This is a genomic window from Rhizobium sp. CG4 (genome assembly GCF_023701965.1).
In the GTDB taxonomy this organism is placed as follows: domain Bacteria; phylum Pseudomonadota; class Alphaproteobacteria; order Rhizobiales; family Rhizobiaceae; genus Agrobacterium.
Genome location: NZ_JABAEG010000013.1, coordinates 17,237 through 42,450, shown reverse-complemented (window position 1 = coordinate 42,450; position 25,214 = coordinate 17,237). Strand labels below are relative to the sequence as shown.

Here is a 25,214-nt window from a genome sequence, read left to right as displayed (position 1 = left end):
AGCCCTTCAAAAATGGAGCGACTGACAGGGCTGCTACATACGTAGCAGTCCGCCAGTCGAGGCGATAGCTTGAGCGGTATCTACGTCACACGTTGCAGCGGATCCGATATCGACCAGCCTGGTATCCAACCCACTCCTTTTGATCGCCATTTTACCCCCATCTTCGTCCCCCAGCGTTTGCATGGCCCCAAACAATGTCATTGGAATGATGACCGGGTGGCCGGGGATACTGCCATTGGCTCCTCGCACAACAACTTGCCCGTCAGTCGACGTGAATGCTAGCAGCAACTGATCGATGTGCTTGGCCTCTATGATGGGCATATCCGCCAGCATAATGAGGACACCGCCACAGTCGGACAAACCCTGATACCGAAATCCGCTGGCGATCGATGTTCCGAGGCCTTTCGCAAAATCGGGGTTGTTCAAGGTGATGACAGGGAGTCCACGAAGGGCCGCTTCTACCTCATGTCCCCGATGCCCGGTAACGGCAACAACAGGCGACAGTTTGCTCTCCAATAATGTTGATGCAGACCGCCGAACAAGGGGTATGCCATCAAACTCAGATAGCAATTTATGAAAGCCTCCTGCGACCCGACTTGATTGTCCCGCAGCGAGAAGTAGTCCTGCGACATTGATACCATCTGGTCTCATCGACGTCATGCAAATGCCTCAAGCCGGGCTGCGGCGACGTCGGCCAGGATCGAAATGGCCAGCGAAACGGCATCACGTGTCGGCCCAAATATACCGATAGGTGCTTTGATCCGGTTGAAACTCTCTGCGGGTACGCCAGTGCACCGTAACCTTTCTACACGAAGGCGATGGGTACGCGTACTGCCGAGCGCCCCGATGTAAAACGCCGGCGATGAGAGCGCCCGATCCAGAACGCGCGTTTCCCGATCGAGATCATGATGCAGTAGAACAACCGCAGTAAACGGATCAATATTCAATGGTACTCCCTGATCACCGCAAACGACTTGATAACCCGCAGCTTCAGCAAGGCGGCAGACCACCTCCACCTCCGCGGTCTGGCCTGAAACGACCAGACGCGTCTGCGGGCGATAAACCGTCAGAAACTCGCCTCCTCGCCATCCGCATCTGGCAGGTATTCTGTCAGAGAGCGTAAGCTGCTGGGCCTCAGTGTCCAGGACAAGTCCGACCGACTGACGTTCGGAAATTGCCGCAAGTATTCCAGAGATAGGGTCAATCGTGCGCAGCACATGGATCGCCACCGTTATGCCTCCACCGCAGGGCAGAGCGATGTCGAAAAACGGCGAGCCTTCACCAAATTTGACGATGCGGTCAACACCCTCAGCAATGGCTTCCAAAGCTTCTGCAGCAACAGCGGTTTCAACGCAGCCCCCTGAGACATAACCGCAATATCTGCCGTCGGCCGCGACCACAACGTGCGCACCAAGTGCGCGAGCGGCACCTCCCCTGATTTCAACAAGAGTGGCAAGCGCCGCCCCGCCACACCGCATTGCGTCCACAGCGAACTGCAGAATCTCTGCAGGATCATCTCCAGCACGAGCTCGAACAGGTATAACTCTCGTCGTTGATGTGACATCACACAACATGTTGCCTCCGACACTTGACGCTTGTTCGGTCCACTCCTTGAGTCCAATCATCCGACTTCGGGCAGCTTGCTTATCAGCTTATCCAGCGTGATGGGGTACTGCCGAACTCTGATGGCGGTAGCGTTATAGATAGCGTTAGCGATTGCGGCTGACACACCACACAGGCCAAGCTCTCCTATGCCTTTCGCTTTCATGGGTGATGAATACGGATCCGTTTCATCCATGAAAATAACGTCCTGGTGTGGAATGTCTGCATGGACAGGCACCTCGTAACCAGCGAGGTCATGATTGACGAAGAAACCGTGGCGGGTATCGACAGCCAGTTCCTCCGACAAGGCCGCTCCGGCCCCCATTGTCATTGCGCCAATGACTTGGCTTCGAGCCGTGATCGGGTTCAAGATACGGCCCGCTGCACAAACCGCGAGCATGCGCCGGATCCGCGTTTCGCCGGTTGCGATATCCACGCCAACTTCAACGAAGTGACTACCGAAAGTCGATTGCTGGTGCGTTTCGGTCAACTTCCCCCATTCAATCGTGTCTTCGCCAACCAGCCCCTCAGCTCCCGCAGCATCTGCCAGAGCTACCATACGGTTGCCACTTCTCACCTGTCCGTTTTCGAAAACAACCTCAGAGGAGTTGAAACCGAGTTTGCTCGCGACGGCCTCTCGCAACTTTACACAGGCAGCGTACACGCCAGACGTTGCAGAGTTGGCACCAAACTGTCCACCTGACCCTGCCGACACTGGAAAGCGGGAATCCCCCAGCCGCACGTCGACACGTGTAACATCAACGCCGAGCATTTCTGCTGCGGTCTGCGCAATGATGGTATAACTGCCAGTTCCAATATCGGTCATATCGGTTTCCACGGCGATCATTCCGGTTTTATCGAGCATCACCCGAGCGCCGGAAGGCATGACAAGATTGTTGCGAAATGCCGCAGCAACTCCCTGCCCGATCATCCATGTACCTTCGCGCCGTTGAGCAGGTAGCATACGCTTTTTCCATCCGAATTCTTGGGCACCACGCCTGAGGCAGCCGACGAGGTCACGATGGGAAAATGGCCGTTTGGGATTTTCGGGGTCCACGAGTGTGTCGTTTAAAATACGAAACTCGATCGGATCCATGTCGAGCTTCTCAGCCATCTCATCCATTGCAATCTCGAGCGCCATCAATCCCGGAGCCTCGCCGGGTGCACGCATTGCATTGCCCTCAGGAAGATCAAGCGTCGCCAGTTTCGTCGCAGTCATCCGGTTCTCGCCTGCATAGAGAAGGCGTGTTTGCATGACGGCTGTTTCCGGTCCACCGCCTGGCAGATCGCCTGACCAGCTCTCGTGTGCGATTGCCGTGATCTTCCCGCTGTTTTCGGCGCCGATGCGAATTCGTTGAATTGTCGCTGGCCTGTGGGTGGTGTTGTTTGCGATCATCGGGCGTGGAAGGGCAACTTTGACCGGGCGCCCCACTGCCTTTGCTGCAAGGCACGCGAGAACACAATCTACCCTGAGAAACAGTTTGCCCCCAAAACCTCCGCCGATGAACGGCGACTTCAGATGAATTTTTTCTTTGTCTACTCCAAGCGTCATTGCCAGGTCAGATCGCCACCAATCGATCATTTGACTAGAAGTCCAAACGGTAAGCTCATCGCCGTTCCACTGAGCGATAGATGCATGCGGCTCCATCATTGCGTGAGATTGGTCAGGCGTAAAATATTCCGCGTCTAGCGTCACCGGAGCAGTGGCAAACGCACGTTCAAAATGTCCGAAAGATGTATCAGGCTCCAATGAGGGGTCTGGCGTGGTCGCATTTTCAATTTCAGATCTGAGGTCAAATCTGCCTTTTTCTGGCGCATACTCGACCTTGAGCAGGGCTGCAGCAGCACGCGCCTCCTCAAACGTGTCGGCAACCACCACCGCAATAGCCTGATGATAATGCTGAACTTCACGTCCACCAAACAGCTTCGCGGTATTGAGTTTGCCCTTGTTCAGCTCAGGTCGATCAAGTGTTGTAACGATGCCCAGAACGCCGGGGGCGGCTTCGGCGGCAGATGTGTCTATTGAGATGACATGGCCTTTGGCGATGGTGGAACCGACGGGATAGCCATAGGCATAAAGCAGGTCTGGATCTGACCACTCGTAAGCATAAACGGCTCGCCCACTGGTTTTCAGCTCGCCATCGACACGGTGGACAGGTCGTCCAACCACTTTGAGCTGATCGATTGGGTTGATTGTGGCTGGCTTGTCAAATTGCATGACTTATCCCCTTGCCTCGGCCAGAACGGCCGCAATTGTCCGTTGGACCAGCTCGATCTTGAATTGGTTCTGATCTGTGGGACGGGCACCCGCCATGAGCATGGCGTTCACGGCACGTGATCCCTTTGAAATCTCCTCGTCGGCGGCTTCGATCCGCCATGGTTTGTGCGCTACGCCCCCAACGGCGATTGCGCCTTTTGCATTGGGTTGGATAATTGCAGCGACCGAGACCAGGGCAAAGGCGTAAGAGGCGCGATCACGAACCTTTCGGTAAATCTGGCGACCACCAACTGGTGGCGGCAATACGACGCCGGTAATCAACTCATCTCTGGCCAGTGCGGTGTCGATGTGGGGTTTATCTTCTGGCAGCCGATGGAAATCGGCTATTGGAATTGAGCGTTTCTGGCCATCAGGCTTCACGGTTTCAACCAAGGCATCCAGAGCCCGCATGGCAACTGCCATGTCGCTTGGATGCGTCGCAATACAAGCCTCACTGACGCCCACAACGCCAAGCTGGCGACTAATCCCGCCGATTGCCGAACAGCCACTTCCGGGACTACGTTTGTTGCAAGCTTGGGCAGGGTCGTAAAAATACGGGCAGCGTGTGCGCTGCATAAGATTGCCCGCGGTGGTGGCCTTGTTGCGCAACTGACCAGAGGCTCCGGACAAAAGGGCGCGAGCCAACACGCCGTAGTCGCGCCGGACCGTGTCATCGGCAGCAAGATCGGTATTGCGCACGAGCGCCCCAATTCGAAGGCCACCGTCCGAGGTCTTTTCCACTTTGTCGAGACCGAGACCGTTCACATCGACGAGGTGGCTTGGGGTTTCGATTTCCAGCTTCATCAGATCCAAGAGATTGGTACCGCCGGCGATAAATTTTGCATCCGGATTATTTGACACCGCAGCCGCAGCTGCCTGCGCAGATGAAACTCGCTCATACGAAAACGCTCTCATGCCGGCACCTCTGCAACTTCGTTGATCGCGTCAACAATGTTTGAGTAGGCTCCGCACCGACAGATATTGCCACTCATACGTTCCCGGATTTCCTCCGATCCTATAACAACCGGATCTGTCAGGCTTTCGGTGACGTGGCTGGGGATATTTGACCTCATTTCTTCCAGCACCGCCACGGACGAACAGATTTGTCCGGGCGTACAGTAACCACACTGAAAACCGTCATGCTTGATAAATGCCGCCTGCATCGGATGAAGGTTGCCGGGGGCTCCCAATCCTTCGATCGTGGTGATTTTATCGTCCTCATGCATCACCGCCAGCGTCAGGCAGGCGTTGATGCGACGCCCTCCTACGATCACCGTACAAGCGCCGCATTGGCCATGATCACAGCCTTTTTTTGTCCCAGTCAGGTGTAGATGTTCGCGCAATGCGTCGAGCAGTGTCGTTCGATTATCCAGTGTGAGATGAACGACGTTTTCGTTGACCTGGAAGGAAACCTCGGTTTTCGTTTGCAATATTCCCACTCCCTAAACGGGCGCGCCAAAGAAGTTGCCGATGGCGCTGAATTTCATGACCCTGGACAAAAGCAGTTTCGGTCCCGAAAGTTCCATGAAGCGCAGGCTGCGCTTAAGCCATTTCAATGGAAGCACCTCTTTGGCCGAGAGCGGCTGAAAGCCAAGGTCCATCACGCTTGGCGATGGAACAATCCAATACGCAAAACAATTTAGCCTCGAAGATCAGTCTCTAAACTGACTGAAGTGTTTTGGAGGAAACATCATTATGATTTTTAACCAGCCCACATCCCCTGACGAACAAGATACTGGCACATTTCCCGACGGTCTGATCCGCTTCGACAAGCAGCAAATTGTACCAAGCAATCAGTTCAAGCGCCGCGAAACGGCACATGAGCGTGACTATGGAGAGCGTCGCACTATCAACACGCGCGCTGTCGGATTTGTTTGAAACCCGCCGTGACTGTTAAATTACGGCTAGTCTCTCTCTGAATGGCAATTGCTCTTTCCGCGTGCCGACAAGTGCGGAGGAGCCCCCCACCCACGGACGTAAAACATGGCGGATTTCGATCTTTACTACTGGCCGGTTCCTTTTCGAGGACAATTCGTCAGAGGCATTCTGGCACATGGAGGATGCTCTTGGGATGAACATGATGCCAACGCCATTGAAGAAATGATGGGCCGTGACGTCGACAAGCAGCCGATTGGCTTTATGGGACCACCAGTTCTCATTGACCGAGACCGTGGATTTGCAATTTCTCAGATGCCGACCATAGCGATGTATCTTGGAGAGCGTCTTGATCTTCTTCCTACCACCTCAGAAAGTCGAGCCCTGACTGCGAAAATCGTAAACGATGCTAATGACGTCCTTGATGAGCTCACCCTCGACGGCGGACGAGAAATGTGGACGATCGAAAAATGGGATAAATTTGTCCCCCGTTTACAGAGGTGGATCAATATTTTCGAGGATACCGGAGCCCGAAATGGTCTTTCGGCAGGATCAGGGTTTATGCTTGGCACTGAAAATCCCGGTGTTGCTGATATCGTTACCTCCATCCTATGGATAACTGTCGCTGACCGATTTTCTGTCATAAGGCGTATAATCGAAGACACCTCGCCGACTATATGGTCACTTTCCAAACGAGTTGGAGATACCGCACGCCTGGCTGCGTTAAACCAAAAAAGTTTCCAGGATTATGGAAATGCCTATTGCGGCGGGGAGATCGAAAAATCTCTCCGCCATGTATTGGCCTAGTTAGCCAATAGAAAACTCAGCGCCACAGGCAGTTGAGTGATAGGATCACCCACGTCCTGAAAAGCACCGCCCCTAACAGACACAAGATCGCCGGCATAGACAGGAGAAAAAACTCCCGTCTTTTGTCAACGATCAGACTCCTCCTCTTCTTTCAGAGGCACGGGGTTGGCCACGTATAATGCGCTCGCCTTCGACAAAGTAACCGTTAAATCTGCGTGATCGTAAGGTTTTGCGAGAATGAGCGCGTCATGCTGCCCCTTCACTGCCGTCGGATCGCCAGTCGCAAATACAATTATTATGGATGGCCGTAGTTTCCGCGCCTCGCTTGCCAGCTCAACGCCTGACGCGCCCGGCAGATTGAGATCAGTGACCAGAATATCGACCGGCAACGTCTGCAGTGCCGTGAGGGCATCTTCAGCACTTGCGGCATCGACGACTATATAGCCTGCATCCTGCAACATTTCAGCTGTCGTCAGTCGGATCAGTCCATCGTCCTCGACCAGCAGCACCGTCTTTGCGTCAGCTGTAAGCCGAGCCGATGTGATTGGCGTGGCAGTCTGCTCCACGGTATCTGACACCGGTGTCGAAGTCTTCTCTACGGCCCGCTGTTTCTGGTTTGCCAATACATGGCGGAACTTCCGAGCGAGCGCCTCACGGGTATAAGGCTTGGACAGCAACTCGACCCCCGCATCAAGCTTGCCCCCATGCACGATTGAATTTTCAGTATAGCCGGATGTGAACAGTACGGCGATATGAGGCAGGCGTTCTTTGGCCTTGCGTGCCAGTTCCGGGCTTTTCAAGGTCCCGGGCATGACAACATCGGTGAACAGAAGGTCAATCGGTATTCCGCTGTCGATTACTGTCAAAGCACTGGCCGCGTCCACTGCTTTCAACGTGCGATATCCGAGGTCAGCCAACAGTGCTACTACCGTTTCCCGGACTTCCTCGTCATCCTCAACAACAAGAACGGTCTCCGTTCCACCGGTGATCGGACCATTGTCGACGACAACCTCGATATCCTCGGCTTCCAGTGCTCGAGGCAGGTAAAGTTTGATCGTCGTGCCGTGGCCTACTTCGGAATAGATTTTGACATGGCCGCCCGACTGTTTGACGAAGCCATAGACCATGGAGAGGCCAAGCCCCGACCCCTTTCCCTCTCCTTTGGTGGAGAAAAACGGCTCAAAAACCTTGTCAATGATGTCTGGCGCCATCCCGCTGCCAGTGTCTGTCACAGCCATCATAACATACTGGCCGGGGGAAACTTCGTCGTGACTGCGTGCATAAGCGTCGTCAAGATGTGCATTGCACAGCTCGATCGTCAGTTTACCTGTTCCCTGCATCGCATCGCGAGCGTTAATCGCCAGATTGAGAAGGGCATTTTCGATCTGGTTGGGGTCGATAAAGGTATTCCACAGACCGCCTGCGACAACGGTTTCAACCTCGATAGCCTCCCCGATCGCCCGGCGGATCATGTCATCCATATCACGCACAAAACGACTGACGTTCACAACCTTGGGCTCAAGTGCCTGTCGTCGACCAAACGCAAGAAGTTGGCTGGCGAGCTTCGATCCGCGACTAACACCCGCCAATGCATTCGAGATCCGCATTTCGGCACGTTCGTTGCCGACAACTTCTTTCGACAAGAGCTGGAGATTGCCAGACACGACCTGAAGAAGGTTGTTGAAATCATGCGCAACTCCACCCGTCAGCTTGCCCACTGTCTCCATCTTCTGCGCCTGGGCGAGTTTGGTTTCCGCTTGCCGCCTTTCGGAAATCTCTGCGATCACCCTTGTTTCAAGAGTATCGTTCAGTTGTCGAAGCTGCTCTTCAGCTCGCTCCCGATGTCGAATCTGACGCGACAGGTTTTCTGCCTGTTCACGGAGTGCGCTTTCGGCAGCTCTTTGATGAGTGATGTCCGTATGGACGCCGACCCATTCGACAATTCTGCCAGACGAGCCTAACAAAGGCAGTCCTCTGATTGCGAATTGCCGCCATTCGCCGTCATGCCGACGCACGCGATGCTCATGCACGTACATGGATTTGGTGGCTACCGCATTATTCCATGACACGGTCGACGCTTCTCGATCGTCTGGATGAACCGCATTTACCCAGCCAAACCCTTGGTATTCATCAAAGCTCTGACCTGTCAGTGCCGCCCAACCCGGTTGTTCGCCGACCATTTGCCCATCAGCGGAATTGGTCCAAAGGACTCCATGAACCGCATCCATGGCAGTTCGGAAACGGCTATTGCTGATTTCGAGTTCGGCCTCGCGTACCGCACGTTCCTCAATATCAATGCCAAGGATATGCACGCCTGGTATCGAACCGTCAGGCTCGACATGAGGAACATACCGGATTTCCAGCCGGCGGGGCGCCCCCCCGCCATATGGCATATCTGCTTCTGCAATACATGCCTCTCCGGCGAGAGCGCGATCAAGGTCCGGGCGGCGATTGGAATAGGCCTCATCACCGACAACTTCCGACACATGTCGCCCCACCATATCGGCAGGTTTTGACCCAAACCAGCTGTCGTAAGCCGCATTTGCGAAACGATAGACATGGTCCCGGTCCACATAGGCAATCAGCATGGGAATAGCGTCAGTCACGCGACGAAGTTCTGCTTCATTTGCCGCAATCTTGGCTTTCATCGCAGAGCGATCGCTGTTGTCAACGACTGTACACAGCACGCCACCAACCGACCCATCCGCTTCGTAAACTGGCGTGTAAAAGAGATCGAAAATAAATGTTTTCGGAATGCCTTCTCGGACGAGTTCCATGGGCTGGTCACGGTAGGAACGGAGTTCCCCGCGAAAGCCGGCCTCAAGCATTTCCCTGTTCCAGTCCCATATCTCAGGCCATATGCCGGGGACGGTTCCACCCAGAGCATGTGGATGGTTGGCACCGGCTATCTCTGCGTAACGATCATTGTAGATCATCACGTGGCTCTCACCCCACATTAAAACTTTTGCCACGGGTGAATTCACGACATTTGCAACGGTGGTCCGCAGTTCAGCAGACCATGTCTGAACAGCTCCAAGCGCCGTTGACGCCCAATCAAACTCGCGGATCAGCTGGCCACACTCCCCGCCGCCGATTGGCCAGTCTATTGTGCTAACTGGCTTTGCTTGAACTGGTGCAGCACGTAGGGTTTGAAGAGCCGCGCAAACCACTTCGCTTGCGTTGGCATACTCCCCTTTTTGAAGGCATTCATCAATGAACGCCTCGAACTCGGAGGTCAGCAAAATGTCGTATGAGAATTTATTGGCCATGAGCTTTCGTCGCAGTTGGATGGTGGTGTGTCAATAACCACCGGACACGAGAAAATGCCAGCCGGATTTATTTCACACCTTGTCTGGCGTTGCGCATCCAAACACTCAGTTCGGAAAGGTCGTAGGGCTTTTCAAAAAACTTGACGCTACCTGGCAGAGCAGACTGTGATGGCCGAACCATGCCAGAAGTCATAACCACGCTCATCGAGGGCCACCGCTGCCGGATGAGCCCTGCCAGTTCCATTCCGTCGATTGAACCAGGCATGTTCACATCGGTAAACACGACCTCAATATCTTCGCGATGCTCGAGTATTGAAATTGCTTCGTCAGCATTCGCAGCTTCAATGGTCACAAACTGATCGTCAGACAGATAATCTGCGACATCCATGCGTATAAATGCCTCGTCCTCGACGATGAGAACCGTGATGGGGGGAGAGATCGCTTCTTTCAAATCTTGCATCCGTACCAGTTCTTTTCTCGAAAATCGCGATTCGAAGACATGACTGCGATTTGATCGCTTGCCACAACGTGGAAGCACACGAATGGTTCCAGCCCTTTTTTGATTAAGCAATCAATATTCAAAAACCGTTGATGTTGCCAACCAGGCTCGTCGATGTTTGCGGCACGAAAGCGCGATGTCGTTGCAGGTAGGCCACTGAGCCACTTCGAGTTTTTGATCGTTAATAACGGCATCACTATTAAACAGTGTTAGTGCACACCATGTCACGACAACTCCAGTGAACAATACTTGCAACGATCGGGACTGGTGGAAACATCTGCCCGTGTCGATAACCGCGTTCTCCACACCATTTGCGATTATTCGATATCCCGTCCTGAAGAAACGGACATGCAGGCAACTACCCTCACCTGATCAACAAACAGCTTTCAGGCGTCTCCACGAAGAGCATTGATGTAATGTTCAGTAGCACTCCCTCGTCCGCCTTCCAAACGTAGAAGCCACGAGAAATGGCCATGTCGGCACACAAGCCTCCTATCTTCGCCAAGCGAATGGGTCACGGTGCCCAGTTGTCTTCGGGCACCGTGTTCACGCAGCTGCTATCGATGTTTATATTCATGACAGGTCCGTCATTTGGCAGTCTCTTGCTTCATCTCGGCTATGCTTCGGTCTCGGGCCAGCAAGCGGCCGTTCAAGCCGACATAGGCGACGAGGCCGATAACCAGTCCCCAGAATGCGCCGCCAATCCCAAGCAGATTGATGTTCGCCGCCGACGCGAGGAAGGTTATGAGTGCTGCCTCACGAGTGACGGGGTTTGCCATGGCGGCAGCAAGGCTGTTACCAATGGTACCTAGCAAGGCAAGCCCTGCCAGCGCAGTAATGAAGGTCGAGGGAAACGCCATGAATACGGCCGCCAGCGTCACACCAAATACGCCGACCAGCACGTAGAAGAAGCCCGCCGCAATACCGGCGATCCAGCGCCTTGAAGGGTCTTCATGGGCCTCCCGTCCTGTTGCGATGGCGGCGGTGATCGCGGCAATGTTGAACGCATGCGATCCGAACGGCGCCATAATGAGCGAGCCAAGGCCGGTCACCGCGATGATGGGATTGGCACTCGTCCTGAAACCATCACTCCGTAAAACAAGCATTCCCGGCATGTATTGACCTGTCAGAGTAATGAGAAACAGTGGCAGCGCGACGCTTAACAAGGAATTCAGAGAAAAGACCGGCACGGTCAAGACAGGTGCAGCGAACTGAAGCTGCAGCCCGGACAGATCAACTCGCCCCAGCATGACCAGCAACCCAAGCCCCAGACCGAGAATACCGACAACTGCATATCGAGCAGAAAACCTCTTCAGCAGGACGTAGGCGACAATAAGAAGACCGACCAGTAGTGGGTCGACTGTTACACCGGCGAAGGCACCAATGCCGAATTGAAGAAGAATGCCGGCGAGCAGGCCCGATGCGATACCAGGCGGGATCAGGCGGACGATTCTCTCAAAGCCGCCCGAAAGCCCCAGCAGGACAAACGCAGCCGCCGATACGATATAGGCGCCGACCGCTTCGGCATAAGGGGTTGTACCGAGTGCCGTCACAAGGAACGCCGCAGCCGGCGTAGACCATGCGGTGATGATGGGCTCACGGTAGCGCCAACTGAGGATCACCCCCGTCACACCAACGCCGATCGAAACCGACCAGACCCAGGATGCGGTGAGGTCGGGTGTGAGACCCGCGACGCGCGCGGCTTGAAATACCAGAATGAAAGTCCCTCCGTAATTAACGATGACGGAGATCAGTCCCGCAACGATCGGGTGCACGAGATCGGATATGTATGTGAGATATGGTGATTTCAGACGAGTGGACATGGATTTTAGATGTTCCTTCAATCGCGGCGTTCGCAATTCTTCTGCTTGACTTCTAGGCGATAAATGGACGGATATTCCCATCCATTTATCGAGAGAGATGCAGACCAATTGTTCAGGCATTCACAACTTGAAACCGTACAGGCTTGGCTGGCCCATCCCGGCCATGCCGCGATGCCTATTCATGCCAGGATACAGCGGGCAATCCGCCAAATGATCATCGACGGGGCACTTCGCGCTGGTAAACCACTGCCCGCATCGCGGTCGCTCGCACGATCACTTGGTGTTTCACGAGATACTGTCGAATCGGCCTATGCCCAGCTTCATGCAGAAGGTTTTATCGAGCGGCGTGTGGGCAGCGGCAGCTTCGTCTCGGCGATGACTGAGTTTGCACAGCAGCACCGGCTCAAGCAGCGTGGCACTCTATCGCGCAATCAGGCCCCTGACCTCAGCAAGCGTGGAGCGGCCATGTCGCACAGCGGTGGCGTGCGAGAGATTCTGGCGCCTCGCCCTTTTGCGCACGGTGTTCCAGAAACACGCAATTTTCCGCTGCAGCTCTGGGAACGACTGGAGCGGCAGGTGCTGAAAGAGCATGGCACCAGTGCACTTCTCCACAGCGACCCGCAGGGAACGGAACCCTTGCGACGCGCTATCGCCGATTATGTAAATCTCGAGCGAGGTGCTTGCGCGACAGCCGACCGAGTACTGGTACTGACCAGTTCGCAACAAGCGATGACGCTCTGCGCAAACATGCTGTTTGATTCTGGCGACCGAATATTCATTGAAGATCCGGCCTATTATGGCGCGCGAAAAGCGCTCGACGCCGCGGGTCTTGAATGTATTCCAGTCAGCGTTGATCATCACGGGATCGTTGTCGACCAGATCAAGGCGGAGCCACGCAAGGTCAGAGCGGTATTCCTGACCCCGTCCCATCAGTTCCCGACCGGCGCCACGCTTTCCCTGGACCGTCGCCTGGCCTTGATCGACTGGGCCGCCCGGCAACGGGCATGGATCATCGAAGATGATTACGACAGCGAGTTTCACTATGCCGGGAAGCCAACCGCGTGTGTGCAGGGTTTGGATCCTCATGACCGGACAATCTACATCGGCACCTTCACAAAGGCACTCTTCCCGGGATTGCGCATTGGTTACGCCATCCTTCCATCGCAACTCGTCAAGCCGATGACCGTAGGGCGCACCCTTCTGGACGGTCATACCGCTTCCATAGCGCAACTGACGCTAGCCCGTTTCATGGAAGGTGGACATTTTGGCTCGCACGTACGTGTCATGCGCAGCATGTATGCGCAGCGGCTAGACGTTGCTTCGCAACTGGTTCGCAGACATCTTTCGGATTTTGTTGAACCGCAGCCACCCGCCGGTGGCTTGCAAATGCCTTGTCATCTCATCGGCGACCTTTCAGAGCAGGCTGCCGTCAACGCCGCGCGGCGCATGGGAGTGGAACTTCTGGGTCTGTCTGCGCTTTATGCCACCGGATACGCCAAGCCCGGGTTACTGATGGGCTTTGCCGCCTATACACCGCATGAAATTGAAATTGCCGTCAGGAAGCTGTCTATTGCATTCAGATCGCTCAACCCTTCATAGCCGCGCTTTCGCCAAACTGATGGTCCCCCTTGTCTTGGAAACTGGCACATCGGGGACGACTGGAGGCAAAGAGTTGCGGATGGTAAATGACGCCTGCGATGCTTGTCTGGAAAAGTGCGGAGTATTTAACCTGCTTGCACTTCAAAAACCATTCTGGAATCTGTGGTATCTGAGAAAAGTACATAATCAGCATTTCGGCATTTGAAAGCATAACGGCATGGGATCCGAAAGTGTTCGACCACACATCATAATCACCCCACACAATCGATGACCTCACATTTGTCACTTTTCAATCCACCCAGATCCGTTGAACCCTCCCATGTCACGCGCGCTTTACCGGAAGAAATCCATGCGCTGCAGCGCAACACGTTCGAGTATTTCTGGTCGGGTAGTCAGCCCAACACGGGTTTTCCGCGCGATCGGCTGCGATCGGATGGAAAGCCCATCCACGAGATCGCCTCTATCAGCGGGATCGGTTTTGCATTTATTGCAATCGTCGTTGGCGCGTATCGATCCTGGATCACTGCTGCCGATGCCTTGGAGCGGGCAAACAAGATCTTGTCATCGCTTGGGAAGGTAAAGCGTTACCATGGCGCCTTTCCTCACTTTGTGAATGCCGAGACATGCGAGTTGATACCATTTGCGAAATTTGATGACGGTGGCGATCTCGTTGAAACCGCCTTCCTTATGCAAGGTCTTATCTGCTCACGTGAATTTTTTTCAGGATCGACGCCCGCTGAACGCAAACTACAGACCGCAGTTGACGAGTTGGTGCAGGCTGTGGAGTGGGACTGGTACACAAAGGGAGAATCCGGGCCTTTATGGTGGCACTGGAGCCCTCGCCACGCTTGGGCTCGTAATCTGCCTATACAGGGCTGGAATGAGGCTCTGAGCTGTTACGTCCTTGCTGCCGGTTCCTGGAAATATGGGATTGATCCCGCCTGCTATCATTCAGGGTGGGCACGAGATGGAGCAATATTGAATGGCAACGAATATCTGGGCGTTCGCCTACCGCTTGGCGACCCTTTTGGCGGTCCGCTTTTCTTATCCCAATATTCATTTTGCGCCTTAGATCCAAGGGGCCTGGGAGACCGCTATTGCAGTGATTATTGGATACAAATCCATGCACATGCCGAAATCAACTATCTGCATTGTCGATCTCGATACAAATATACCGACGGATGGGGATTGTCTGCCTGCGACGGCCCGAGAGGTTACTTGGTCAATTCGCCTATCAATGACAGCGGGGTAATTGCTCCGACAGCCGCCCTCTCCAGCATTCCGTTTTTGCCAACGGAAGCAATCGAGGCCGCACATCAATTTCTGCATTGGAGAGGCGGACGCCTTGAAGGCCGCTTTGGCCTCATGGACTCTTTCAAGCCGTCTACGGGATGGGTGTCCAAAACTCATCTTGCAATTAATCAAGGCCCAATTGTCGCGATGATAGAAAACTATCGCAGCGGCTTGCTTTGGGACTTGTTTATGGGCGCGCCGGAAACGAAATCTGGTTTGAAACGGCTTGGATTTAGCAGCCATGGACAACAGCTCATGACTTGATCATGCGGAGCGATGTTTGCTGCAACTGACGCTCTGTTATCGTTGCGCAGTACTGACCCTGTCGATGTCTGACGCAGGTGCCCGAGAGCACGTGCCCGCCCGAACCGCGACACGATTATGCTGCTGTGAAAGAGCAGATTATTCACCGATTTCTTCTTGAGATGACACCATTCGATCATCCGGTCGATGAGATGGAGCACAGATATCACCGCCTGGTAGCCTCAACTCACCAGTATCTTGTTCCTCGGGCCGTGATCAAGCGCGCCTTTCCTTTGCCACTTCGAGTGACCATAGCGACCTTCGCGCAAAACACTTGTCAGCGGAAAGATGGACTCGGGAAGAACACCACCATGCGACCGAATGCGGTGCCCTGCACGTTTATTTGCAGCTGAGGAACGATATGTTTGCCATGGCGTTTGCTAGTGCCGCATCACGTGGCAAGGAGTACGTCTTATGACTGACACTCGCAAACCTGATCAAAAGACCGATCAGAAATCGGACCAACGCTCCCAGACTGCCAATCCGTCGAAAAAAGACCACAACCAAAAATCGGGTGGAACAAAGTCTGATGAACAAAAGCGTGGCCCTGACGAACGGTAGGCCCCGGTGTTGGCTGGGTACAACCCCAGCCGGAATGTTTTTCATACTGATGTTGGTAGATCACCAGTCACCGATGTAAAACGAAGTTTGCCAATCCGATGATAGGGAAACGGGATAACATGCGCTACTATCCCTAGACGTTTTTGTTCACTGCTGGCTCGTTTTTGGGCATCTCGTTTGTTCCGATAACCAAACATCAGTGTTTCGAAGCCATCAACGACTTCAACCATCCAGGCATCGTGAGATCTATAGAGAACCACGCTGGAATTCACACGTATACGCGTTACCATTTGTCCGTCCTTTTGTGAGAAAAGGCGAGACAATGCTCCCGCAGTCGGCAACGTCCTGATGAATTTGCTGTCGATTGCCAGAGTATACACATTCTCAGTCAGATAACCAATCCGATGGCTCTTACAACAAATCACTAATCCTGAGGTGTCGTTGTTATTTTTGCAGTACCAATAGAAACCAGTGGAGGACCTCCATGCGCGCTTATATAATTGGCAGTATAGTCATCTGGTGCGGGGTGTTTCTGGCTTGGTATTGCTTGACAGTCTTTACACGCCAGGACAGCCCTCAGGACGCAGCTTCCCCCGCAGCAAACGTTGCAATCCTGTCCGCCTCACAGTGCCGTGTTGCAGTTGAGACGCTTTTTTCGATGACCGACAAACTGTTGCAAGCCGGCGGCCCGGAAGTCCCCACGGAGTTACGTCGAAACATCGAATCTTGCATTTCGTCGGATTCTGTCACCCGCGACAAAATCACAGCAACACAACTCATCCGACTTTTTCCGTGAGATATACGGCACACGGTCAAAGCTGCGGCTTCCCCTAAGTCATCACCGAATGAACTAAGGTAGAAAATGATTGAAACATATGCCCACCCGCGTCCACACGGTGTGCTGACACGACGTTTACATCATATGTGATGGTTTGATTGCTTGTATCTCGCCCAGACATTCACGAAGAGGACGCTTTCCGTTCCCATGGCCGAGGAAATGAGCGCCAAGAGAAGGTCAGCCAATCTAAGTTAAGCAAGATCGCTGATTGTCAGAACATTCAAATTGCGCCCGTATTTCGCATATACCTTCTTGGCCGCCTCATGGATGGGCTTGAGCATTGTGTCAAAACTCGAGAGATACTGGGCTTCCGACATTCGCGTTCTAGGCGTCGTGCCCTTGGCCAAGGCCTCGGCTTCAACAAAAAAACGAATTTCGAACATGCCATCATAGCCGAGAAACCGCACGGCGTTTCGCACGTCATCGAAGCTGCGCGCACGGTTGGGGAAAGCCAGTGTCATGATTGACACCTGCTGCGCTCTTGTCTGAGGGTAGCGTTGCGTCGATTGAGTGACAACATGCCGTCAGTCGCCTCAGATATGCTCAGGTCAATGAGCGTGCAGTCCCCTATTCGTACCGGCACTCCCGTGAACACATGGTAGATCGTCCATGAGCGATCTCTCTCGATCCTTCTGCCGTATTGGTTATCAGGTGTATCCGTGACGCAGGCCCCACCCTCGTTTTCCCAACGCTCTACGCTCAGTGCTTGACGTCTGTGTTTGCCGTTCGTGTTCATGGTTTTGGCCTTTCTTTAGCAGTTCGAACAAATTCGTCCGCGTAGAGCCAGTTTTCAGCAAGAGCGCGCGCACTGGAGAAAGTCCAGCACAAGACGAGCCGATAAAAAAAGCAGATCAAAAGCGCGTGTAATTCATACAATGCGGCTGTATTGGAAAGAAGTTCCGGCGAGATATCACAAGACACGCCGGTGTGTTTTCCAATCATGCGCCCTGATTGCGCACAAAACAAGGCCGTATTGAAAGTATTTGGGACCAACCACTTGCGATCATTGGCCATTTCATCGGGAACAATCTCTTTCAGTTCAGCCCCTGTGCAGCAGAATGCTTCGGTAGCCACAGCGGCCTGGGGCGCAAAAGAGTTCTTCAACTCACTCACGCGGATCGCCACTTTTGCGCGAACAAAATAACGACCAAAAACTTTTGGTTGACAATCATTGCAAGACACTTTACGAAGTGTGATCGAGTTTGCTTGCTTAGCTTTGATTATCTCGCGATTGGCACCGCGGTCTGAACGAACCTCTCCTTTCAAAATCGTTATCATCATATACGGCACCGAGTGCTGTGTTTTCTTTATCGTTATGAAAGGGTTCATCATGAACACTGGCACAGTAAAATGGTTCAATTCCACAAAAGGCTTTGGCTTCATACAGCCTGACAATGGGTCCGCAGATGCGTTTGTGCACATCTCCGCCGTTGAGCGCGCTGGGATGCGCGACCTCGTCGAAGGCCAGAAGATCGGCTTTGATCTGGAGCGGGACAGCAAGTCCGGCAAAATGTCGGCCTGTAATCTTCAGTCAGCCTGAGGAGATCGTGCTTTCCCTTGACCACGGATGTGCTGGCACTTCTGAAAGCACGTCACTTTTTTTTATAAAAGGCCAGGCAAATCACCTAGCTTTTTAGCTCGGCCTCGTTGGCCAACTTTGCAACAGGAATTCAAATGACCGAAAAGTACAGCATTTCCCGACAGAAAGCGGAAATTGCTTTCAACGATATCCAAACGCCCTTCTTCGGGAAGGAAAAAGCGTTTGATGAGCTTGAGGCAATAACGCAGAACCGCGAAGCAAAGACTTTGCGGCTCAGGCAAGCACGCCTTGAAAAAGAGCATTCTGATCGTGTATCTGCAACATCCGCTCTCGTCGCGAAACGCAAACGCACAACTTAAATGTGACAAGGCTCGACCCGCCAAGAGCGCAGGCGATGGCCACACCTTAATGCGCTCTCGACACTGAGCACGCCAAAGCCGCAAGGCGACACGGCGGTCGTCCCCCGATGGAACGTCCCTTACTTGAGTGCGTTGCAATTGATCGGCTTGATGCCTTTCACTAGGAACACCTCTATGAAAATACGTGCCGGCTTTAATATCGGTTATCAGTGCGAGCATGAGACGGCGATGCTGCTCGTCCTCAATATTCACCCCAGCCGGCGCGCCGACCTACTTACTGAACAAACGCTCACCTTTGATCGGCCGATTGAGGCCTGGGGTTATCTCGACATATTCGGTAATGTCTGCAGTCGTATATCTGCTCCACCCGGCCTTACGACGATTTCTACCAAGTTCGATATATATGACAGTGGCCTGCCAGATCCGGTTCCTGAAAATGCCTTTCAGCACGACATAAAGGATCTACCTGATGATGTGCTGGTTTTCCTGCTAGGCAGCCGCTACTGTGACACCGACAGATTGGCAGACTTCGCCTGGGAGACATTTTCCGGTACCCCGCTTGGCTGGCAACGCGTGAAAGCAATTGTTGATTTTGTCCACGAGCACATAACCTTCGATTATGATAGAGCAGATCCACTCAGAACAGCTCACGGAGGGTTCACTGACCGAAAAGGTGTTTGCCGGGACTTTGCCCATCTGGCCATTACGCTATGTCGTTGCATGAATATCCCTGCCCGTTACTGCACTGGATACCTTGGAGATATCGGCGTTCCCAAGAACCCGCACCCGATGGATTTCAGCGCATGGTTCGAGGTCTACCTGAGTGGACGGTGGTACACGGTCGATGCCCGCCACAACACACCACGCGTAGGACGAATACTGATGGCCATAGGGCGGGATGCGACCGACGTTGCGCTATCGACCGCTTTTGGCCCCGCGATTTTGACGAGCTTCGAGGTCTTTACAGACGAACTTCCATCATGACCGAAGCCATTTGAGACAGACCGAGCCGTGTTGCTCGGAAAATCACGGCACTGCTATAGTACTACCAAAATCTGTACTTGCTGAAGAGAAAGCTAGGTTCGGCTAGCCAACAAAGGCACACATGTCTATTCAACGAACAAGCTTCTACATCTTGCTGGCGGTAGTGACGATCGCGTTTTTCTGGCTTTTGTTGCCATATTACAGTGCCGTGCTATGGGCAGTTATTCTTGCCATCATATTCTTTCCGGTACACAGGCGGGTCGAGCATGCATTAAAAGGGAGGAGCGGGATAGCGTCGTTGCTAACCGTATTGTTGTGCATTTTTCTCGTCATCCTGCCGTCCATGATTATCTTGGGGTCGCTCATTCGTGAAGGCTCCAACCTTTATCAACGGATAAATAACAACGAGATTGATTTTAGCGCCTACTCCACGCGCATCGAGGAGGCTTTGCCCGCGTTTGCCAACGACTTGCTAAGATCAATTAGGCTGGATGGCTTCACAGATTTGCGGGAGAGTGTCTCTGCTGCCTTTATGCAAGCAGGACAGTCGATTGCCGGAACAGTTCTCAGCCTGGGCCAGAACACACTGCAGTTTTTTATTGGTTTCGGCATAATGCTCTATCTCATGTATTTTTTGTTCAGGGATGGTGCGGGACTTGCCAGAACAATCCAACAGGCAATTCCATTGAGCGATGACTACACGCGCCAATTCGTCGATAAATTCGCAGCAGTTGTGCGCGCTACCGTGAAGGGTAACATCATCATCGCGATCATTCAGGGAACGATTGGCGGTATTGCTTTCCTATCTCTTGGTATCGAAGCGCCTGCATTGTGGGGTGTGGTAATGACCTTTCTGTCAATGCTGCCGGCCGTTGGAGCAGCTCTTGTCTGGGGTCCAGCTGCTATCTGGCTTTTCCTCACCGGAGCATGGTTGAAGGGGCTCGCCATGGTACTCATCGGAGTGCTGGTCATAGGGCTGATCGATAACCTCTTGCGACCATTGCTGGTAGGTAAAAGCACCCGGTTACCAGACTACATTGTTCTGGTTTCCACTGTCGGCGGCATTTCACTTTTCGGAATTAACGGATTTGTCATCGGGCCGCTCATTGCCGCCCTGTTTATGTCGGCATGGTCGCTTTTTGGCCGACAACAGAACGCCAAAAAAAATGAAGCAGCCGACGAAGTGATCATGTAGGGCCGCAGACGACTGGCTCGCCTTTTTGCATCCCGGTTTTGCGATCTGAGTTTGACGACAGACGATTTAATTGTCCGGAGAAGACAATTTGGAACACAACAGCAAGAAACTATGTTGAACCGACGAATGGTGCGTAATGCACGCGCTTTGTACTTGAGGCCGATAGCCGCGGCAAACTACCCAAAAAAATATTAGCTTCACTGCCTATTTGTAGTGCTGCCGGGCGACCGAGAGTGAAAACCGTACTCACCGTCGAAGGGAACTATAATGACCGATAATAAAGAGTTTTCAATCAGCAGTAATGGTGATCGTTGGTCGATTGAGACAAATGACGGAGACATAGTTGTCCTGCACACAGCCAATAAGCCTTCCGGAGGTCAGCAGACCCGCAAGGCACTTTCTGATTTCCTTGAAGAGAGTGTTGGCAAACCTGAGCACACGGCGCTTCTTCAAATTTTGGGGCAATCCAAAAACGAGATCAACGACCAACTGGGGAATGAAGTCGTAGATCCGTCTGTTTTCGATAAAGGATGATCGGAAATGAATGAGGCCGTTAGCGAACTCAAGTGTCGTCACACTCTGACAACGCAAACGCAGACATCATAAACCTAACCGCCAGATAGGATCTCATAGGGCGAAGCTGCGTCTATGGCATGGTTGGTCATATGAACACCGTCTCCGACAATACTTCCCTATGATCTGCACAACCGCTTGGATATTTAGTCCGGCCGTATCATCGATAAGAACCTGGACACGTGCGCCTGTCGTCACAGCGTTCTCCCCTTCTTTTACGGGTCAGTAATTGGGTGGAACGCAGTCCCCTTCAAAGCCGTTCTATCCACCGATACTTCAAAGACTTTCAGGCATATTGATTACAGTTCGGGAATTCGTCGTGAGTAACATCCGCGCGTCAAAATACTTCGTAGTAGACATGATTTCCTGGAAAACCAGACGCTGGAAAGATCAAAACCTATGAAGCCTTTCGTCATAAACCCTCCAGTCTTTTATGGGTCACTCTTCATCATTGGTATCTTTCTCGCCATCGGTGTCTTTATGCCGGGAGAGGCCGGGTTGCTGTTCAGTGCGGTGCAAAAGTCAATTTTGAGCGCTTTTGGATGGTTTTACCTTCTTGCAGTTGCAATATTTCTGCTTTCTGTCCTGGTACTGGCATTCGGACGTTTCGGGCAGCTGAAACTCGGTCCTGACGATTCAGTTCCTGATTTTCGTTTCACGTCATGGGTGGCCATGCTGTTTGCAGCCGGGATGGGCATCGGCCTCATGTTCTATGCGGTAGGTGAACCCATGACGCATTACATGGCACCTCCCACAGCAGAACCTCGTTCGATTGAAGCCATGCGGGAAGCGATGACAGTGACGTTCTTCCACTGGGGAATTCACGCCTGGGCAATCTACGCTGTCGTGGGTCTGTCTCTAGCTTATTTTGGCTACCGCTATAACTTGCCACTCACGATCCGTTCCGGCCTCTATCCCCTTCTCAAAAATCGGATAAATGGGCCAATCGGGCATGCTGTAGATATTTTTGCAATTGTGGGAACAATGTTTGGCATAGCAACCTCTCTTGGAGTAGGCGTTGCGCAAATCAATGCGGGGCTAAATCACCTGCTGGGCATCCCTATTGGCACAGAGATTCAGTTGCCTTTGATCGCCGCTGTGACCCTGGTTGCGACCTTGTCAGTGGTCTCTGGCCTCGACAAGGGTGTGCGGATCCTTTCCGAAACCAACCTGCTACTTGCAATACTGCTGATGATCTTCGTGCTGATCGTCGGACCAACTGGCCAGATTTTCAGGGACTTCGTGCAAAACCTCGGAATGTATCTGGACACGATCGTTTTGCGCAGCTTCAACATATATGCCTACAAACCCACTCCATGGATCGACATTTGGACATTGTTCTACTGGGCTTGGTGGATTTCGTGGTCGCCATTTGTTGGCATGTTCATCGCCCGCATATCGCGAGGTCGCACAGTGCGCGAATTCGTGATGGCGGTACTTTTCATACCGGCCGGCTTCACTTTTTTCTGGATGACGGTGTTCGGCAATACAGCTATGTTTATCGATACCGGTGTGGCATCTGGCGCCTTGGGCGATGCTGTGGCCAATGATATGTCGGTCGCGCTTTTCCGGTTTTTCGAATATCTCCCCCTTCCCGCTATCACCTCAACCCTGGCGGTAGTTCTGGTTTCGATCTTCTTTGTCACGTCCGCAGATTCTGGTGCACTTGTCGTCGACGCTATAGCAGCAGGCGGCGAAACCACCACAACCACGGGGCAACGCGTCTTCTGGTGTATGATGGAGGGATTGGTAGCGGGTTGCCTGCTTCTGGCCGGTGGCCTTGCGACTTTGCAGTCCGTTACAGTTGCGAGCGCGCTACCCTTTACAGTGGTGATGCTCGCTCTGGTATGGTCCCTGTTTAGGGGTATGAGGGAAGATCTCGCACAGCGGGAGGCTCATCAAGGCCAGAGTGTCCTTCCACCGGCGCAGCCTGCCAGCGGACAAACATGGCAACGTCGTCTTGGTTTAATGTTGACTGCAGCCACCGAACAAGACGTTCGCCGCTTCATGGAAACGAATGTGCGGCCTGCTCTTGTGCAGATGGCGGAAGAACTCACGGCACAGGGCAGAATTTCAGAGATTTTGACAGAAGACGACGATGCAATTGTCCTTCGATCACCAGCTGAAGGCGTGCGCGACTTCGTATATGGCGTGTCCCTGACGAGCCACCGTGTTGCTAGTTTCACAACGATACGTGCAGGACAACCGGAGCTCAGATACGAGGCAAGGACTTATTTTTCGAGTGGTAACCGGGGGTACGACCTGATGGGAATGTCACGAGATCAAATTCTAGCCGATGTGCTTATCCAATTTGAACGATACCTGCATCTGGTAAACTCTCCCGATATGCAGCTTGTCCACGGTGCCCCGGAACATCCCTCGGGAGTTTGATACAATCTCACAATGCAGGAAATCAACAACAGGGTTTTCCAAAAACATCCAGTACCTCTATAGACCAACGGTCCCATATGCTGATCGAAACTGGCATGCTGTTGTTGCAGCGACAACTAGCTCAGCCGTACAAGTGCCTTTAACCCCCACAGGGCCCATATCAGGTGATCAGGATAGCGCGAAAATCGTTGACGTTAACACCGGTTGGCCCACAGACGAACAAATCCCCGGCGAGGGAGAAAGCCGAATAACTGTCGTTGGCGGCAAGCAGGGCCTGCCCATCAATGTGTTTCGCGCGAAAGCGCTCCATACTGGTTCCGTCGACAAATGCTCCAGCATTATTTTGCGAACCATCGATGCCATCAGTATCAGCTGCTAGGGCGTGCACCTCTAAACCGTCGATGGAAAGCGCCAGCGAGAGAGCAAATTCGCCATTGCGCCCTCCCCTGCCACCTTTAGATTTTAATGTCACGGTAGTTTCTCCGCCTGAAAGCAGCAGGCAAGGTTTTGCAAATGGACTGTCACGTGTGGCAATTTCACGGGCTATGGCAGCGTGGACGCGCGCAACATCCCGCGCCTCGCCTTCGATGGCATCGGACAATATCACCGCGTTAACACCACCATGCTGTGCAAATTCTGCGGCAGCATCGAGCGCCACACGCGCCGAAGACAAAACGTGCCATGTGTTGCCCTCAAAGACAGCACTTTTTGGACATGGAGCATCCGCAGCGGGCGTGCTGAGAAAATCCACCAGTTTCGATGGCAGCTCCATGCGGTAACGCCCAATTATGTCCAGTGCCTCTTGACGGGAACTGTCGTCGGGAATCGTTGGACCAGACGACACGAGAGCAGCAGTGTCCCCGGGAATATCCGAGACGACAAAAGTGACGACGCGTGCTTTCGTCGCCGCAGCAAGCCGCCCGCCCTTGATCGTGGAGAAATGTTTTCGTACCACATTCATTGCTGAGATTGGTGCGCCTGACGCAAGAAGTACCTCGTTCAGACCTATCTCGTCGGCTAGGGTAAAGCCATCCGGTGGTGATGGCAGAAGAGCTGAACCTCCTCCGCACACCAGAGCAATTACGAGATCGCAAGCAGAAAGGCCTGACAGGATCGTTTTCAGCCGCTTTGCAGCGGTAAGTCCGGATTCATCAGGCACCGGATGAGCCGCCCCGATTACTTCGATATCACGCGTTTCGCACTCGTAGCCATAAGGCGTCACGACAAGGCCGCTGAGCGGACCGTCCCAGACCTGTTCAAAAGAGCGTGCCATCTGGGCGGCTCCCTTCCCGACACCGATCACCACGACGCGACCATTGGCTGGTGGCTCAGGCAGGAATTTCGTCATGCCATTTGCGGGATCTGCCGCTTGCACAGCCACATCATAGAGAGATGTCAGAAAGCGGCGTGGATCTAAAATCACAGCAGGTTCCTTTCTAAGGCCAT

The 25,214-nt window shown here is 53.3% G+C and carries 21 protein-coding genes; 10 read left to right on the top strand and 11 right to left on the bottom strand.

Features of this window, described 5'->3' with window-relative positions; all coding sequences use genetic code 11:
* Positions 1–33 precede the first annotated feature (33 nt).
* From HGO37_RS25205 to paoA, 5 genes are read right to left on the bottom strand one after another with little or no spacing between them, the layout of a single operon-like run.
* Positions 34–660 carry a nucleotidyltransferase family protein gene (locus tag HGO37_RS25205; protein ID WP_250985770.1) on the bottom strand — a complete coding sequence of 209 codons (627 nt, stop codon included), beginning with the start codon at positions 658–660 and terminating at the stop codon, positions 34–36.
* On the bottom strand, positions 657–1,574 hold the full coding sequence (locus HGO37_RS25200; protein ID WP_250985769.1) for an XdhC family protein: 918 nt from the start codon (positions 1,572–1,574) through the stop codon (positions 657–659). The genes HGO37_RS25205 and HGO37_RS25200 overlap by 4 nt, the downstream gene beginning before the upstream one ends.
* Positions 1,575–1,621: 47 nt before the next feature.
* Positions 1,622–3,820, bottom strand: a complete 2,199-nt coding sequence (gene paoC / locus HGO37_RS25195; protein WP_250985768.1) for an aldehyde oxidoreductase molybdenum-binding subunit PaoC — start codon at positions 3,818–3,820, stop codon at positions 1,622–1,624.
* 3 nt (positions 3,821–3,823) lie between these two features.
* Positions 3,824–4,774 carry an FAD binding domain-containing protein gene (locus HGO37_RS25190; protein ID WP_250985767.1) on the bottom strand — a complete coding sequence of 317 codons (951 nt, stop codon included), beginning with the start codon at positions 4,772–4,774 and terminating at the stop codon, positions 3,824–3,826.
* Positions 4,771–5,289: an aldehyde dehydrogenase iron-sulfur subunit PaoA gene (paoA, locus tag HGO37_RS25185; RefSeq protein WP_285201276.1), complete on the bottom strand. Its 519-nt coding sequence runs from the start codon at positions 5,287–5,289 to the stop codon at positions 4,771–4,773. The genes HGO37_RS25190 and paoA overlap by 4 nt, the downstream gene beginning before the upstream one ends.
* A gap of 265 nt (positions 5,290–5,554) precedes the next feature.
* On the opposite strand from paoA, the gene HGO37_RS25180 reads away from it, so the two are divergent.
* Positions 5,555–5,737: a hypothetical protein gene (locus tag HGO37_RS25180; protein ID WP_250985766.1), complete on the top strand. Its 183-nt coding sequence runs from the start codon at positions 5,555–5,557 to the stop codon at positions 5,735–5,737.
* Positions 5,738–5,842: 105 nt separating this feature from the next.
* A complete protein-coding gene (gene gst / locus HGO37_RS25175) occupies positions 5,843–6,541 on the top strand; it encodes a glutathione transferase, Atu5508 family (protein WP_250985765.1) in 699 nt (232 codons plus the stop codon).
* A gap of 125 nt (positions 6,542–6,666) precedes the next feature.
* On the opposite strand, the gene HGO37_RS25170 is transcribed toward gst, so the two are convergent.
* From HGO37_RS25170 to HGO37_RS25160, 3 genes are all read right to left on the bottom strand, one after another.
* Positions 6,667–9,810 (bottom strand): PAS domain-containing protein, encoded by a 3,144-nt coding sequence (locus HGO37_RS25170; protein ID WP_250985764.1) that lies wholly within the window; start codon positions 9,808–9,810, stop codon positions 6,667–6,669.
* Between the two features lie 67 nt (positions 9,811–9,877).
* On the bottom strand, positions 9,878–10,261 hold the full coding sequence (locus HGO37_RS25165; RefSeq protein WP_250985763.1) for a response regulator: 384 nt from the start codon (positions 10,259–10,261) through the stop codon (positions 9,878–9,880).
* Positions 10,262–10,896: 635 nt separating this feature from the next.
* Positions 10,897–12,132 (bottom strand): benzoate/H(+) symporter BenE family transporter, encoded by a 1,236-nt coding sequence (locus tag HGO37_RS25160; RefSeq protein ID WP_250985762.1) that lies wholly within the window; start codon positions 12,130–12,132, stop codon positions 10,897–10,899.
* A 63-nt stretch (positions 12,133–12,195) separates the two neighbouring features.
* Here HGO37_RS25160 and pdxR point away from each other — a divergent pair, with 63 nt between their 5' ends.
* Entirely contained in the window at positions 12,196–13,731 is a 1,536-nt protein-coding gene (gene pdxR / locus HGO37_RS25155; protein ID WP_250985761.1) for a MocR-like pyridoxine biosynthesis transcription factor PdxR, read from the top strand.
* Between the two features lie 423 nt (positions 13,732–14,154).
* On the top strand, positions 14,155–15,288 hold the full coding sequence (locus HGO37_RS25150; protein WP_250985848.1) for a glucoamylase family protein: 1,134 nt from the start codon (positions 14,155–14,157) through the stop codon (positions 15,286–15,288).
* 1,629 nt (positions 15,289–16,917) lie between these two features.
* Here the strand turns inward: HGO37_RS25150 and HGO37_RS25145 are convergent.
* Together HGO37_RS25145 and HGO37_RS25135 are read right to left on the bottom strand one after the other, a co-directional pair.
* Entirely contained in the window at positions 16,918–17,187 is a 270-nt protein-coding gene (locus tag HGO37_RS25145) for a DUF1488 family protein (RefSeq protein WP_250985760.1), read from the bottom strand.
* Between the two features lie 271 nt (positions 17,188–17,458).
* Positions 17,459–18,007, bottom strand: a complete 549-nt coding sequence (locus HGO37_RS25135) for a hypothetical protein (RefSeq protein ID WP_250985758.1) — start codon at positions 18,005–18,007, stop codon at positions 17,459–17,461.
* Between the two features lie 49 nt (positions 18,008–18,056).
* Here HGO37_RS25135 and HGO37_RS25130 point away from each other — a divergent pair, with 49 nt between their 5' ends.
* From HGO37_RS25130 to HGO37_RS25105, 6 genes are all read left to right on the top strand, one after another.
* Positions 18,057–18,266: a cold-shock protein gene (locus tag HGO37_RS25130; protein ID WP_250985757.1), complete on the top strand. Its 210-nt coding sequence runs from the start codon at positions 18,057–18,059 to the stop codon at positions 18,264–18,266.
* A 134-nt stretch (positions 18,267–18,400) separates the two neighbouring features.
* Complete coding sequence (locus HGO37_RS25125; protein WP_192490323.1) at positions 18,401–18,625, top strand: hypothetical protein; 225 nt, start codon at positions 18,401–18,403, stop codon at positions 18,623–18,625.
* 174 nt (positions 18,626–18,799) lie between these two features.
* Positions 18,800–19,609, top strand: coding sequence for a transglutaminase-like domain-containing protein (locus HGO37_RS25120; RefSeq protein ID WP_250985756.1), 810 nt, complete (start codon positions 18,800–18,802; stop codon positions 19,607–19,609).
* Between the two features lie 121 nt (positions 19,610–19,730).
* On the top strand, positions 19,731–20,804 hold the full coding sequence (locus HGO37_RS25115; RefSeq protein WP_250985755.1) for an AI-2E family transporter: 1,074 nt from the start codon (positions 19,731–19,733) through the stop codon (positions 20,802–20,804).
* Positions 20,805–21,071: 267 nt separating this feature from the next.
* The gene (locus HGO37_RS25110; protein ID WP_192490211.1) at positions 21,072–21,338 is read left to right on the top strand and encodes a hypothetical protein; all 267 of its coding nucleotides are present in this window, start codon (positions 21,072–21,074) and stop codon (positions 21,336–21,338) included.
* A 438-nt stretch (positions 21,339–21,776) separates the two neighbouring features.
* Positions 21,777–23,768 (top strand): BCCT family transporter, encoded by a 1,992-nt coding sequence (locus tag HGO37_RS25105; protein WP_250985754.1) that lies wholly within the window; start codon positions 21,777–21,779, stop codon positions 23,766–23,768.
* Positions 23,769–23,928: 160 nt separating this feature from the next.
* Here the strand turns inward: HGO37_RS25105 and HGO37_RS25100 are convergent, their stop codons facing one another.
* A complete protein-coding gene (locus HGO37_RS25100; protein WP_250985753.1) occupies positions 23,929–25,191 on the bottom strand; it encodes a glycerate kinase type-2 family protein in 1,263 nt (420 codons plus the stop codon).
* Between the last annotated feature and the right edge of the window lie 23 nt (positions 25,192–25,214).

What these genes read in the sequence shown, in the direction of transcription:
- HGO37_RS25160 (WP_250985762.1), bottom strand. Translation starts at nt 12,132, where the DNA reads ATGTCCACTCGTCTGAAATCACCATATCTCACATACATATCCGATCTC.
- HGO37_RS25120 (WP_250985756.1), top strand. Translation starts at nt 18,800, where the DNA reads ATGAAAATACGTGCCGGCTTTAATATCGGTTATCAGTGCGAGCATGAG.
- gst (WP_250985765.1), top strand. Translation starts at nt 5,843, where the DNA reads ATGGCGGATTTCGATCTTTACTACTGGCCGGTTCCTTTTCGAGGACAA.
- HGO37_RS25205 (WP_250985770.1), bottom strand. Translation starts at nt 660, where the DNA reads ATGACGTCGATGAGACCAGATGGTATCAATGTCGCAGGACTACTTCTC.
- HGO37_RS25130 (WP_250985757.1), top strand. Translation starts at nt 18,057, where the DNA reads ATGAACACTGGCACAGTAAAATGGTTCAATTCCACAAAAGGCTTTGGC.
- HGO37_RS25125 (WP_192490323.1), top strand. Translation starts at nt 18,401, where the DNA reads ATGACCGAAAAGTACAGCATTTCCCGACAGAAAGCGGAAATTGCTTTC.
- HGO37_RS25180 (WP_250985766.1), top strand. Translation starts at nt 5,555, where the DNA reads ATGATTTTTAACCAGCCCACATCCCCTGACGAACAAGATACTGGCACA.
- pdxR (WP_250985761.1), top strand. Translation starts at nt 12,196, where the DNA reads ATGGACGGATATTCCCATCCATTTATCGAGAGAGATGCAGACCAATTG.
- HGO37_RS25200 (WP_250985769.1), bottom strand. Translation starts at nt 1,574, where the DNA reads ATGTTGTGTGATGTCACATCAACGACGAGAGTTATACCTGTTCGAGCT.
- HGO37_RS25135 (WP_250985758.1), bottom strand. Translation starts at nt 18,007, where the DNA reads ATGATGATAACGATTTTGAAAGGAGAGGTTCGTTCAGACCGCGGTGCC.
- paoC (WP_250985768.1), bottom strand. Translation starts at nt 3,820, where the DNA reads ATGCAATTTGACAAGCCAGCCACAATCAACCCAATCGATCAGCTCAAA.
- HGO37_RS25115 (WP_250985755.1), top strand. Translation starts at nt 19,731, where the DNA reads ATGTCTATTCAACGAACAAGCTTCTACATCTTGCTGGCGGTAGTGACG.
- HGO37_RS25105 (WP_250985754.1), top strand. Translation starts at nt 21,777, where the DNA reads ATGAAGCCTTTCGTCATAAACCCTCCAGTCTTTTATGGGTCACTCTTC.
- HGO37_RS25145 (WP_250985760.1), bottom strand. Translation starts at nt 17,187, where the DNA reads ATGACACTGGCTTTCCCCAACCGTGCGCGCAGCTTCGATGACGTGCGA.
- HGO37_RS25190 (WP_250985767.1), bottom strand. Translation starts at nt 4,774, where the DNA reads ATGAGAGCGTTTTCGTATGAGCGAGTTTCATCTGCGCAGGCAGCTGCG.
- HGO37_RS25110 (WP_192490211.1), top strand. Translation starts at nt 21,072, where the DNA reads ATGACCGATAATAAAGAGTTTTCAATCAGCAGTAATGGTGATCGTTGG.
- HGO37_RS25170 (WP_250985764.1), bottom strand. Translation starts at nt 9,810, where the DNA reads ATGGCCAATAAATTCTCATACGACATTTTGCTGACCTCCGAGTTCGAG.